Origin of the sequence: Butyrivibrio sp. INlla14 (assembly GCF_900102515.1) — a bacterium.
GTDB lineage: Bacteria > Bacillota > Clostridia > Lachnospirales > Lachnospiraceae > Butyrivibrio.
The window spans coordinates 25,431-38,737 of the sequence record NZ_FMVS01000033.1 but is presented as its reverse complement, the minus strand read 5'-3'; the positions used below and the strand labels follow the sequence as shown (position 1 = coordinate 38,737).

Here is a 13,307-nt window from a genome sequence, read left to right as displayed (position 1 = left end):
GTACGAGAGGACCGGGATGGACGGACCGCTGGTGTATCAGCTGCATCGCCAGATGCATAAGGCTGGGTAGCCACGTCCGGAAGGGATAAACGCTGAAGGCATCTAAGCGTGAAGCCCCCCTCAAGATGAGATATCCCTGGCTTGTCCAGTAAGACCCCTTAGAGAGTATGAGGTTAGATAGGCACAAGGTGTAAGCACGGTAACGTGTTCAGCTGATGTGTACTAATAGGTCGAGGGCTTATCCAAGAAGGTTAGGAACGATTGAAGAAGGATTTAGATTATCAGTGTTCGGTTTTGAAGGTACAAATGATTACCAAATGGCCCGGTGGCTCAGCTGGTTAGAGCGCCGCCCTGTCACGGCGGAGGTCAGGGGTTCGAACCCCCTTCGGGTCGCTCAAACTTAATATAGTTTGGCTTATATGTTTGTATGGGGTCTTAGCTCAGCTGGGAGAGCATCTGCCTTACAAGCAGAGGGTCACAGGTTCGAGCCCTGTAGGCCCCACTATACAACGAACACAATTCGTGTGTAAGCCGATGTGGCTCAATTGGCAGAGCAGCTGATTTGTAATCAGCAGGTTAACGGTTCGAGTCCGCTCATCGGCTTTTATATGGATGGCTTCCCGAGTGGCCAAAGGGGACAGACTGTAAATCTGCTGCAAATTGCTTCGGTGGTTCGAATCCACCGCCATCCATTTATTTTTTTGTCTTATAGACAGAAAATCATATAATTCGTACGAGGTACGGATTTATAATGACGCGGGGTGGAGCAGTCTGGAAGCTCGTCGGGCTCATAACCCGAAGGTCATAGGTTCAAATCCTGTCCCCGCTACTATGCCTAGATAGCTCAGTTGGTAGAGCAGAGGACTGAAAATCCTCGTGTCGTTGGTTCGATTCCGACTCTAGGCATCTTTTTTATGTCTAAAATTCAATGATCATTCCATTTTTTGAAATAAAATCGCAAATTCTATATGAGTTAATCCTATTTTTTCTTGTTTTTTATTTATTTCTCACATAATTATGTTAATATATAACAATCAAGGAAGATGCTTGTGAGGGAAGTATATGCATAGATTAGAAGCGGAAGATAGAAATGCCATTAAAAAGGTATTGGATATAAAACATTACGATCCAGATACATTTAATCCTGAGGTCTTAGATGAGTTAGAGGCTAACGAGGAGTATAAGTCTATTATCAAGAAGCATGGACAGGATATTCTCCAATCAGAAGAGTATATTAAACTAAAAAGTTTTATTCAGCATGGAAATGTGACAGTTTATGAGCATTGTTTACATGTAGCGTTATGTGCAATCAAGTTAGGAAGGGTTTTGGGAGTACATTGTAAGGAGCGAGAACTTGTAAGAGGTGCTCTATTGCATGATTATTTTCTGTATGATTGGCACAATTCTGAGGCGCCTGGAAATATTCATCCTAAACTACATGGATTCTACCATCCAGGAATAGCATTAAGAAATGCTACGAGAGATTTTGTCTTATCTGAGAGAGAGAAAGATATAATCAGAAAGCACATGTGGCCACTAACTATTAATCCGCCTAGATGTAGAGAGGCTTGGATTGTTTGTATTGCGGACAAGTATTCATCTACATTAGAGACTCTCAAATTGAGAAAGGGAAAGATTTTAGTAAATTATGCCTGATTTATACCAGGAACTATGTAAACTGGCAGATTCAGATATGTATCCATTTCATATGCCAGGTCATAAGCGCAATTTAGAGAGCACCCCGATGAAGGGTGCTTTTCGTTGTGATATAACAGAAATTGATGATTATGACAATCTTCATGATGCCAGTGGAATCATTTTAGAGGCAGAGAAGAGAGCCAACAGATTATATGGAAGCGAAGAGACATTCTTTCTTGTTAATGGCAGTACATGTGGAGTTCTTTCAGCCATTTCTGCTGTGGCAGGCGAAGGTGATACAGTGTTAGCTGCAAGAGGGAGTCATAAGTCTTTTTATCATGCTGTTTACATGAGAAATTTAAAAATAAAGTATCTTCCCTATAAGCTTGATCAGAATTATGGGATACCTACAGGATATACGGCAAAAGAGATTGAGGATAATCTTGAAGCTGGCATCAAGTGCGTATTTATTACATCTCCTACATACGAAGGAAAATGTTCAGAAATAAGAGAAATTGCCAAGGTGTGTCATAGAAGAGGAATACCACTTATTGTCGATGCAGCTCATGGGGCACACTTTGTTCTAAATAATAGAGCAGACAAGAAAGTCTTAGATGACAGTACGGTTACTCAGGATACTGCTAGCGCTATTGATTATACTAATAATTTATATGATGACATTCCAGAAAGTGCAGTTGCACAGGGAGCAGATCTGGTAATTCATAGTGTTCATAAGACATTACCTTCAATGACTCAGACCGCTCTTTTACATGTGCAGGGTAATCTGGTAGATAGAAATAGGCTAAAGAGATTTCTTAGGATTTATCAGAGTAGTAGTCCATCATATGTGTTGATGTCATCTATAGATTTATGCGTGAAGGAAATTACGGATAATGGTAAGAGCTTTGCTAATAGGCTTTTACAACTCCGAAATAAAATACAAACTGCTACACGTAATTGCAGGTATATAATTGTTCCGGGAAAAAATGCAATAGAAGATGCCGCAAAAGTACTGATTTATGTCAATATTGGTACAATGACAGGTCAGGATTTATATGATATACTTCGAAAAGAATATCATCTACAATTAGAGATGGCAGGAGATAGATATGCTTTGGCTATCATTTCTGGTTGGGATGCAGATAATGGGGTTAACAGGCTTATTAGAGCTATTTTGGACATAGATAATAAGCTACAACAGTCTATAGGTACTCTTGAAGATTCACATAATAATTCAAGCGACGAACAAAACGGCGTGTCTTCTAATGAGAAGATATACGAACTTCCTTGTGCCTTTTCAAGTATAAGGAGTGCATGGGATGCTGACAGCGAAGTAGTAGAGTTGCAAGAGGCTGAAGGCAGAGTTTCTGCGGAATTTATTAATTTATATCCGCCGGGTATACCACTTATTGCGCCAGGGGAGATATTTAACAGGGCAATAATAGACGAGGTATGTCATTATTTGGATAATTGTATGAATGTGCAGGGGATAGTTTGTATTGGGGATAATGATATGGAATCACAGGATATAATTAGAAAGGGAGTTTTATGCGTAAAACAAAAATAATTTGCACTATAGGACCAGCTAGTGAGAGTGAAGAGAAACTAAGAGAGATCATGCTTGCTGGTATGAACGTAGCGCGTTTCAATTTTTCTCATGGGTCACATGAAGAGCACAAGAGAAAGTATGATAGGATCAAGAAGCTCAGAGACGAATTAGAGCTTCCTATTGCTGTTATGCTTGATACAAAGGGACCAGAGATCAGATTAAAAGATTTTGAGAATGGCAAGGAAGAGCTTGTTACAGGCCAGAGATTCACTCTTACTTCCCGCGATATCATGGGAACTAAAGATGAAGTAGCAATTACTTATAAGGAACTCACAAACGACTGCAAAGAGGGAATGACAATTCTTCTTGACGATGGTCTTATCGAGCTTAGAGTAGAAGAAGTCAGTGATACAGATATTGTTTGTACAGTAGTTAATGGTGGTCCTATTTCAGATAAGAAAGGCGTAAATGTTCCAGGCGCTGAGCTTACAATGCCTTACCTTAGTGAACAGGATAGAAGTGATATCGAATTTGGCTGTGAGCAGGGATTTGATTTTGTAGCAGCATCTTTTGTAAGAACCAAGGATGATGTTGAGGCAATAAGAGAGATCTTAAAGGCCAAGAATAGCCAGATGAAGATTATTGCTAAGATTGAGAGTACTCAGGGTATCAAGAACCTTAAGTCAATTCTTAAGGTGGCTGATGGTATCATGGTAGCCAGAGGCGATATGGGAGTAGAGGTTCCTTTTGAGGACGTTCCGGTTATTCAGAAGGAAATGATCAAGATGGCAGAGGCAGAGGGTAAGTATGTTATCACAGCTACTCAGATGCTTGATTCAATGATCCATCATCCACGTCCAACTAGGGCCGAGGTTACTGACGTAGCTAATGCTATTTATGATGGTACAACAGCTATAATGCTTTCCGGAGAGACAGCTAATGGAGATTATCCTATTGAAGCTGTTAAGACTATGGCTAGAATCGCAGAGAGAACAGAGGCCGATATTGATTATGTAGGAAGACTTCGTAAAAGAGATTACGCGCCAGGTGATTCTACAACTGCAATTTCACATGCTACTTGTAATATCGCAGCAGAAGTTAATGCTGATGCAATTCTTACAGTTACAATGTCAGGATTCACAGCAAGCATGGTTTCAAGATATAAGCCAAATTGCCAGATTATTGCATGTACTATAAATCCTACAGTGTGCAGACAGGCTAATCTTATGTGGGGTGTAGCACCACTTCATATAAGACAGGAAGATACTGCGGATGAACTCTTCAAAGAGGCAATAAATGCAGCCAAGAATGCAGGTTATCTCAAGGCTGGAGATAAAGTTGTTCTTACAGCAGGCGTTCCTCTTGGTATTCCAGGAAGAACCAATATGATCCGAGTAGAAGAAATTTAAAGATACGAATATATTAGCTACTGAAACAAGCTACAGGCATGTAAACAGTAACTACTAGTCTGCTATTACTAGGGGTAAGTAATAGCAGACTATATTATTAAAAAGAGAGAATGGTAGTAAAATGGGGAAAATATTTCTTTTGATGGGAAAGAGCACATCTGGTAAGGATAGCATATACAAGAACCTTATTCAGGATGAGGAACTGGGATTAAAAAAGGTGGTGCCATACACCACGCGTCCTATGAGAGACGGAGAAACTGATGGAGTTCAGTATTTCTTTAAAAGCGAAGAAGAGTATATTCAACTTGGAGCTTTAAAAAAGATAATAGAAGAAAGAACATATCACACAAAATACGGGGAATGGAGATATTTTACAGCTGACGATGGGCAGATAGATCTTAGTAAAGGTAATTATCTGGTGATTGGAACCCTTGAATCCTATTGCTCCTATAGAGATTATTTTGGTTCTCAAAATGTTGAGCCAATTCTTATTGAAGTCAGCACGAAGATAAGACTGCATAGAGCTCTTGATAGAGAGGACAAACAGGAAAATCCCAAGTATGACGAAATGTGCAGACGATTTCTTGCAGATGAAGAGGACTTCAGTGAGGAAAAGATTGCATGCGCAGGCATAGTTAGAAGATTTGATAATAACAATACAATAGATATTTGTATTGCAGAGATAAAGGAATTTATAAAAGAGAACCTTTGATTATAAGCCTTATTTCACGATATAATGATATAGGTGTAAAGTAAATTAACGTTTTGGAACGATAATTATATTATTAGTACTGTTTTGCAGATTTCATGAGTGGATAGTTCAGGAGGGTGTAGTATGGATATTAAGATTAGTAATATCTCTCAGACACCACAGGCACCAGCACCGGAGCAGGTTCAGGAGGCAACTGGCGATTTTAAGTTTGTTCTTACCAGTAAACTTGAAGATGCTTCTCTTGCAGAGCGCCTGAATCTGATGATGCAGGATATTGTTCAACAGGGAGAGCGTATTTCCAAAAAGAATGATATCAGGGACATGCAGAGATACAGAATCCTGATCAAGGACTTTATGAATGAAGTAGTGACCAGATCCCACGTTTTTTCCAGAGAGAACTTCCTTGATAGGAAGGGAAGACATAGAGTATATGGCATAATCAGGCAGGTTGATGACGAACTTGATGAACTTGCAAGAGAACTGGTCAAGGATGAAAAGGACAACATAGCAATATTAGCCAAAATCGGACAGATACAAGGCTTATTGCTTGATATATTTACGTAAATGTTTTGAGTGGGGATAGATAAGGGGATAGGAAATGGCAGATTTTGCCGACATCATAGATCAGAATCAGATGAAAGAGCACATGCAGAATGTGCTTAGAACTGGCAAGGTTTCCCACGCATATATTATTTCCGGAGAGAATGGATCAGGGAAAGAGTATATTGCCAAGATTTTTGCCAAGGCATTGCAGTGCGAACACAAAGAGAATAAGAATGGATACGAAGAAGCCTGTAACGAATGTCATTCATGCGTTCAGGCTTTAAGTGATAATCACCCTGATATTATAACTATCACGCATGAAAAGCCAGGTAGTATTGGTGTAGATGATATTAGAGAAAAGCTTAGGGACGATGTTGTCATAAGACCTTATGAGAGCAATTATAAAATCTATATCATCCCAGAGGGGGAAAAGATGACACCGGCTGCGCAAAATGCGCTTTTAAAAACCCTTGAGGAGCCACCGGCTTATATAGTAATTATTATCCTTACCAATAATATCAATGCATTTCTACCTACTATCACTAGTAGGTGCATAGTGCTTCCGATGAAACCAGTGCAGGACGATTCCATTAAGAAATATCTGATGGAGGAGTGCCATGTAGTGGATTATAAAGCAATGCTGTGCGCTTCTTTTGCTAGAGGAAATGTGGGAAAAGCACTTGCGCTTGCTTCTAATAGCAGCTTTGATGAATTGAAAAATGGCACGATTGAGCTTGTATCCAAGCTTCAAAACCTTGAAATCCACGACATGATGGATAGGGTACATGAGCTTTTGGCACCATCAGAGGAGAATGAGAAAAGTGCCAAAAAAGGAATAGATATGCATGCCCTTGAAGATTTTATGGATGTTCTTCTGTTTCTATTTAGGGACATACTGGTTTTCAAGGCGACTGATGAAGTGGAACACTTGATTTTCTCGGATAAATTATCGTATATTAGAGATGTTACACAGAAGTGTACATACGATGGAATTAATCGTATTATTAATGACATGGAGATTGCCAGAAACCGTATAAACTCCAATGTTAATATAGATTTGGCTCTGGAGCTGATGCTCCTTGGCATTAAGGAGAATTTATGACAAAAGTTATCGGCGTAAGATTTAGAACAGCCGGAAAGATATATTTCTTTTCACCAGGTAAATATGAGATCAAAAAGGGTGATCACGTTATCGTTGAAACCGCAAGGGGAGTGGAGTACGGAACAGTAGTTGCAGCTCCTAGAGAAGTGGAAGATGACGAGGTCATCAAGCCCCTTAAGACAGTACTAAGAACTGCGAGTACCAAGGATGATGAGCAGGAGAGAACCAACAGGGAAAAAGAAAAAGAGGCATTTAAGATTTGTCTTGAGAAGATTAGAAAACATAATCTTGAGATGAAACTTATAGATGCTGAGTATACCTTTGATAATAATAAGATTTTATTTTATTTTACTGCTGACGGAAGAATTGACTTCAGAGAACTGGTAAAAGATTTAGCAGCTGTTTTCAAGACCAGGATTGAGCTTAGACAGATTGGTGTCCGTGATGAGACTAAGATTATCGGTGGTTATGGTATTTGCGGAAGACCACTTTGCTGTCATTCATATCTTTCAGATTTTGTGCCAGTTTCTATCAAAATGGCCAAGGAACAGAGTCTTTCACTGAATCCTACTAAGATTTCAGGTGTTTGTGGAAGACTGATGTGTTGTCTCAAGAATGAAGAGGACGTATATGAAGAACTCAACAGAAAGATGCCTGGAGTTGGTGATTTCTGCAGAGCCAAGGACGGACTTGAGGGTGAGGTTTCAAGCGTTAACATTTTGAGGCAGATGGTAAAGATTCTTGTTGATGTTGACGATGAGAAGGAAGTTCATGAGTATAAACTCGAGGAACTTGAGTTTATAAAGAAGAAACAAAAGAAAAAGAATAACAATGGCAAAAAGAACTCTCAGGAAGACGAAGAGATGAAAGAACTTGAGGCTCTTGAGAAGATTGAGAAACAGGAAGGAAAGTCAAAACTTGGGGACAATTGATCTAAAGCCTGGCGAGAGGTTGGATGATCTACAGAGAAATGGCTATAGGATCATACAGGATCCGGAGAAATTCTGTTTTGGAATGGATGCAGTTCTTTTGTCTGGTTTTGCTGATGCTCCAGAGGGAGGGAGAGTTTTAGACCTGGGAACAGGGACTGGAATAATTCCAATACTCATGGCTGCCAAGACCAGTGCCAGAGAGCTAATTGGTCTTGAAATCCAGGAGACATCCGCGGAAATGGCAAATAGGAGTGTGATCCTTAATGACCTTGAGACCAGAGTAAAAATTGTACAAGGTGACATTAAGGAGGCAGATCAAATATTTGAGGCTGCCTCTTTTGATGTTGTTACAAGCAATCCACCATACATGAAGGGAAGCCATGGTCTTCAGAATCCTGACGCGCCCAAGGCAATTGCAAGGCATGAAATAATGTGCGACCTGGAGGATGTTATAAGGACAGCTGCAAGACTGCTTAAGTCAGGTGGCAAATTTTATATGGTCCACAGACCCTTTAGACTTACGGAGATAATGGTGCTCATGCACCAGTACAAAGTGGAGCCTAAGAGGATGCGGCTAGTATATCCTTTTGTGGATAAAGAGCCAAGTATGGTCCTTATAGAGGGAGCTCGTGGAGGGAAATCCAGGATTACTGTAGAGAGTCCGCTTATAATCTATGAGGAACAGGGCAAATACACCAGAGAAATATATGATATTTATGGGTATTAGAAGACATGATCGCGCAGGCAAATGCAGATATGCCGATGAATAAAAGATATTGAAGTGTATTTGATCATAGTTGTGATCATTGAGGAAAAGAAAGAAGATTATATATGGCAGGAAAATTATATTTATGCGCCACTCCCATTGGCAATCTGGCTGATATGACCTTTAGAGTTCTTGAGACTTTAAAGTCTGTTGATCTGATAGCTGCTGAAGATACAAGAAACAGTATAAAACTCTTGAATCATTTCGATATACACACAGAGATGACAAGTTATCACGAATATAATAAATACGACAAGGCGCAGTACCTGATTGGCAAAATGCAGGAGGGACTTAATATAGCACTTATTACAGACGCTGGAACCCCGGCCATTTCTGATCCTGGAGAAGTACTGGTTGCAGAATGCCATAAGGCCGGAATAACTGTAACTTCACTTCCAGGACCTGCTGCATGTATAACAGCCCTCACACTTTCCGGGCTTCCAACAAGACGTTTTTGCTTTGAAGGTTTTTTGCCATCCCTAGATGACAAAAAGGCCAGGAAAAGAATTCTGGAAGATCTTAAAGATGAGAGCAGAACAATAATAGTTTATGAAGCGCCTCATCATCTTAAGACCGCGCTGGATGACCTTTATGAAACCCTTGGAAACCGCCGTATTTCAATATGCAGGGAGCTTACTAAAAAGTTTGAGGAGGTAGTTCCTACAACTATCGAAGAAGCTATTTCTTTTTATCAGAAGAATGAGCCTCGTGGCGAATATGTAATGGTAATCGAAGGGAAAAGTTTGCAGGAGCAGGATGAAGAAAAAAGGCAGTCCTGGAATGAGATGACTATCGAAGACCACATGAAATATTATGAGGAGCAGGGCGTTCCTCATAAGGAAGCCATGAAGAAAGTTGCTGCGGACAGGGGTGTAGGAAAAAGAGAAATCTACCAGGCTTTGTTAGAATCAGAAAAATGATATAGAAAATTATTATATACGCTAGAAGTAAGGCAAACTGGAGGTAAAGCATGGAAGAAAAAAAGTATGTTGCCAAGCGTCCGCCTATGGGATGGAATAGCTGGGATTGTTATGGGGCAGCAGTAAACGAGGAGCAGCTTTTGGGGAATGCTGAATATATGGCAGAAAACCTCAAGGAATACGGATGGGAGTATGTGGTTTGTGACATACAATGGTATGAGAAAGGGGCAGATTCCCATGAATATCACAAGTTCACAGAACTTGAAATGGATGAATATTCAAGACTGATCCCTGCAATTGACAGATTCCCATCATCTGAGGGTGGAAAAGGTTTTGCACCAATTGCCCAGAAAATCCACGATATGGGACTTAAGTTTGGAATCCATATCATGAGAGGCGTACCAAGGCAGGCCGTTCACAGAAATACACCACTTCTTGGAAGTGATAGGACTGCAAGAGACATTGCACATCCGGCTTCAATATGTTTGTGGAATACAGATATGTACGGCGTTGATGCAAACTGTGAGGATGCGCAGGAATATTATAATTCCATATTTAAGATGTACGCTGATTGGGGCGTTGATTATGTCAAGGTAGACGATATAGCAAGGGAGGATTGCGGACCGGAAGCGCCTGGAGCAGCTTTTTCTGAGATTGCTATGATCAAAAAAGCTATTGAAAACAGCGGTCGAGACATAGTTCTTTCACTTTCTCCAGGACCAGCCAGAGTTGAGCAGAAGGATTTCCTGTTGGAAAATGCAAATTTATGGCGAATGACAGATGACTTCTGGGATAAATGGGCTCTTCTCTATGGCATGTTTGAAAGATGTAAGGCCTGGGAAGGTATTGGATGCAAGGATCACTGGCCAGATTGCGACATGCTTCCGATCGGACATCTGTGTGTATGCCAGGAAGCTAAGGAAAATACAGATAAAAAGCTATCTGATGATCCAGAAAGGGCAAACAAAGGCCATTACACCAATTTTACTGAGGACGAGCAGAAGATAATGATGACTTTGTGGTGTATCTTCAGATCTCCTCTGATGATCGGCGCGGAGATGAGAGATAATGATGAGTTTACACTATCTCTTTTGACTAATAAAAAGCTCCTTAATATGCACAAACATGGTAGAAAGGCCAGGGAAGTCTTAAGGAAAGATGATATGGTCATCTGGAAGAGCCAGACCAAGGACGGCAAGGTCTATGTAGCTGTGTTTAATATAGGAGAAAAAGAGAACAAGGCTAAGATTAAATTCAAAGATATCGGAATAGATACAGAAAAAGAGTTTCCTGCTGTAGATATATGGGAAGGCAGCAGATACACATTAAAGGACAAAAAGGAGGTAACGCTTAAGCCACACAGCGTAAGATGTTTTGAAATTGAGGCAGGGGAAACTGTTAGTAAAAGCTAATATTTTTATGAGATTATTTACAGTAATTTTATAGAAAAATGTCCCAAAAACATTGTTAAAAGATAGACTTTGTAGTATAAATGTAGTAGTGGGCGCAAGTTGCCCATGAATTTCATAGTGTATCTACGAATTATCTGAATATTGCACACAAATTATCCGCAATCCTGTTACAACTGGATGCGACGCACTATCAGATTTTTTCGTAACAAAAATATTAAAGAAGAGAGGTCACAAAATGGCAAACATCGATTTAAGCCAGTATGGCATCACAGGTACAACTGAGATCGTTTACAACCCTTCATATGAACTTCTTTATGAAGAAGAGAAGAAGTCAGATCTTACAGGATATGAGAAAGGCGTTGATACTGAACTCGGTGCAGTTAACGTTATGACAGGTATTTACACAGGACGTTCTCCTAAAGATAAATACATCGTTATGGACGATAACTCAAAGGACACTGTATGGTGGACAACTGACGAGTACAAGAATGATAACCACCCAATGAGCCAGGAAGTTTGGGAAAAGGTTAAAGAGATTGCTAAGAAGGAACTTTGCAACAAGAGACTTTTCGTTGTTGATGCCTTCTGCGGAGCAAACAAAGACTCTCGTATGGCAGTTCGTTTTATCGTTGAGGTTGCTTGGCAGGCTCACTTTATCAAGAACATGTTCATTCAGCCTACAGACGCTGAGCTTGCAGATTTCAAGCCAGATTTCGTAGTTTATAATGCTTCAAAGGCTAAGGTTGATGATTACAAGGAACTCGGACTTAACTCTGAGACTTGCGTAGCATTCAACATCACAAGCCGTGAGCAGGTTATTATCAATACATGGTACGGCGGAGAGATGAAGAAGGGTATGTTCTCAATGATGAACTATTACCTTCCTCTTAAGGGCATGGCTTCCATGCACTGCTCAGCTAACACAGATATGGAAGGTAAGAACACAGCTGTATTCTTCGGCCTTTCAGGAACAGGTAAGACAACTCTTTCAACAGATCCTAAGAGACTTCTTATCGGTGATGACGAGCACGGTTGGGACGACAACGGAGTATTCAACTTCGAAGGCGGCTGCTATGCTAAGGTTATCGGCCTTGATAAAGAATCTGAGCCAGATATCTACAATGCTATCAGAAGAGATGCTCTTCTTGAGAACGTAACTGTAGATGCTAATGGTAAGATCGACTTCGATGATAAGTCAGTTACAGAGAATACTCGTGTATCATATCCTATCAACCACATTGAGAACATCGTTCAGAAGGTTAACCCTGTATCCGCAGGTCCTGATGCTAAGAACGTTATCTTCCTTTCAGCTGATGCGTTCGGAGTACTTCCTCCAGTATCAATCCTTACACCTGAGCAGACACAGTATTACTTCCTTTCAGGCTTCACAGCTAAGCTTGCTGGAACAGAGAGAGGAATCACAGAGCCTACACCTACATTCTCAGCTTGCTTTGGACAGGCATTCCTTGAGCTTCATCCTACAAAGTACGCTCAGGAACTTGTTAAGAAGATGCAGAAGTCAGGAGCTAAGGCTTACCTCGTTAACACAGGTTGGAACGGAACAGGTAAGAGAATTTCTATTAAGGATACTCGTGGTATCATCGATGCAATCCTTAATGGCGATGTAAACAAGGCTGAGACAAAGAAGATTCCTATCTTCGATTTCGAAGTTCCTACATCACTTCCAGGAGTTGATCCTGCAATCCTTGATCCTAGAGATACATATGCTGATGCTTCTGAGTGGGAGACAAAGGCTAAGGATCTTGCAGACAGATTCACAAAGAACTTCAAGAAGTATGAGGGCAACGAAGCTGGTAAGGCACTTGTAGCAGCTGGTCCTAAAGCTTGATGGTTTTAAGCTTATAAACTAAATATAAACACAATATAGGGTAGATTCCTACGGGAATCTACCCTTATTTTGTTGTTCAAAATCTATTTTTCTTAATCGATTTCTTTATTTTTCATTTACAATATTCAGACAATTTTAATCATAAACCATCAATTTTCTGACGCAACATGATAGTTTTTATGATTGCAAAATTTCTAAAATAAGACCATGAAACATCATAATAGCACGTGGTTTAGCAACTACAGCGAGGAACAGCCTATGAAAAAGGGTACATTCGTGGTAAAGATCTTAAGCAATGAAAACGGAACATGGCAAGGTCGAATAACCTATGCTGAAGAAAACAGGATTCAATATTTCAGGAGCCTGTTAGAAATGATCAAACTGATCGATGAGGCAGTAAGCGCCGAGGAAGAGAATGAGATATTTAAAGCCTCAAGCTAATCATTTTTCTATCACCTAGTGATATTCGTATAAA

General features: G+C 40.3%; 12 protein-coding genes, 6 tRNA genes and 1 rRNA gene. All 19 read left to right on the top strand.

The window, feature by feature from the left end; translation table 11 throughout:
• Positions 1-246, top strand: a 23S ribosomal RNA gene (locus BLO53_RS16700); the annotation flags it as partial.
• 73 nt (positions 247-319) lie between these two features.
• Positions 320-393: transfer RNA gene (locus BLO53_RS16695), tRNA-Asp, on the top strand.
• A 36-nt stretch (positions 394-429) separates the two neighbouring features.
• Positions 430-502 (top strand) — tRNA-Val (locus tag BLO53_RS16690).
• Positions 503-530: 28 nt separating this feature from the next.
• Positions 531-603 (top strand) — tRNA-Thr (locus BLO53_RS16685).
• 7 nt (positions 604-610) lie between these two features.
• A tRNA-Tyr gene (locus tag BLO53_RS16680) sits at positions 611-692 on the top strand.
• 63 nt (positions 693-755) lie between these two features.
• Positions 756-829, top strand: a tRNA-Met gene (locus BLO53_RS16675).
• A gap of 4 nt (positions 830-833) precedes the next feature.
• A tRNA-Phe gene (locus tag BLO53_RS16670) sits at positions 834-906 on the top strand.
• Between the two features lie 156 nt (positions 907-1,062).
• A complete protein-coding gene (locus tag BLO53_RS16665; protein ID WP_092064187.1) occupies positions 1,063-1,656 on the top strand; it encodes an HD domain-containing protein in 594 nt (197 codons plus the stop codon).
• Entirely contained in the window at positions 1,649-3,205 is a 1,557-nt protein-coding gene (locus BLO53_RS16660) for an aminotransferase class I/II-fold pyridoxal phosphate-dependent enzyme (protein ID WP_092064184.1), read from the top strand. The genes BLO53_RS16665 and BLO53_RS16660 overlap by 8 nt, the downstream gene beginning before the upstream one ends.
• Positions 3,187-4,596, top strand: coding sequence for a pyruvate kinase (gene pyk, locus BLO53_RS16655; RefSeq protein ID WP_092064181.1), 1,410 nt, complete (start codon positions 3,187-3,189; stop codon positions 4,594-4,596). The genes BLO53_RS16660 and pyk overlap by 19 nt, the downstream gene beginning before the upstream one ends.
• A gap of 121 nt (positions 4,597-4,717) precedes the next feature.
• Positions 4,718-5,308 carry a guanylate kinase gene (locus tag BLO53_RS16650; RefSeq protein WP_092064178.1) on the top strand — a complete coding sequence of 197 codons (591 nt, stop codon included), beginning with the start codon at positions 4,718-4,720 and terminating at the stop codon, positions 5,306-5,308.
• 123 nt (positions 5,309-5,431) lie between these two features.
• Positions 5,432-5,872: a YaaR family protein gene (locus BLO53_RS16645; RefSeq protein WP_026490136.1), complete on the top strand. Its 441-nt coding sequence runs from the start codon at positions 5,432-5,434 to the stop codon at positions 5,870-5,872.
• Positions 5,873-5,906: 34 nt separating this feature from the next.
• Positions 5,907-6,953: a DNA polymerase III subunit delta' gene (holB, locus tag BLO53_RS16640; protein ID WP_092064175.1), complete on the top strand. Its 1,047-nt coding sequence runs from the start codon at positions 5,907-5,909 to the stop codon at positions 6,951-6,953.
• The gene (locus BLO53_RS16635) at positions 6,950-7,885 is read left to right on the top strand and encodes a PSP1 domain-containing protein (RefSeq protein ID WP_092064172.1); all 936 of its coding nucleotides are present in this window, start codon (positions 6,950-6,952) and stop codon (positions 7,883-7,885) included. Before holB ends, BLO53_RS16635 begins: the two co-directional genes overlap by 4 nt.
• A gap of 82 nt (positions 7,886-7,967) precedes the next feature.
• A complete protein-coding gene (locus tag BLO53_RS16630; protein WP_442855814.1) occupies positions 7,968-8,612 on the top strand; it encodes a tRNA1(Val) (adenine(37)-N6)-methyltransferase in 645 nt (214 codons plus the stop codon).
• A gap of 104 nt (positions 8,613-8,716) precedes the next feature.
• The gene (gene rsmI, locus BLO53_RS16625) at positions 8,717-9,571 is read left to right on the top strand and encodes a 16S rRNA (cytidine(1402)-2'-O)-methyltransferase (protein WP_092064169.1); all 855 of its coding nucleotides are present in this window, start codon (positions 8,717-8,719) and stop codon (positions 9,569-9,571) included.
• Positions 9,572-9,621: 50 nt separating this feature from the next.
• On the top strand, positions 9,622-10,983 hold the full coding sequence (locus tag BLO53_RS16620; protein WP_092064166.1) for an alpha-galactosidase: 1,362 nt from the start codon (positions 9,622-9,624) through the stop codon (positions 10,981-10,983).
• A 235-nt stretch (positions 10,984-11,218) separates the two neighbouring features.
• Positions 11,219-12,832 (top strand): phosphoenolpyruvate carboxykinase (ATP), encoded by a 1,614-nt coding sequence (gene pckA, locus BLO53_RS16615; RefSeq protein ID WP_092064163.1) that lies wholly within the window; start codon positions 11,219-11,221, stop codon positions 12,830-12,832.
• 258 nt (positions 12,833-13,090) lie between these two features.
• Positions 13,091-13,273, top strand: a complete 183-nt coding sequence (locus tag BLO53_RS16610; RefSeq protein ID WP_092064161.1) for a hypothetical protein — start codon at positions 13,091-13,093, stop codon at positions 13,271-13,273.
• The last annotated feature ends 34 nt before the right edge of the window (positions 13,274-13,307 follow it).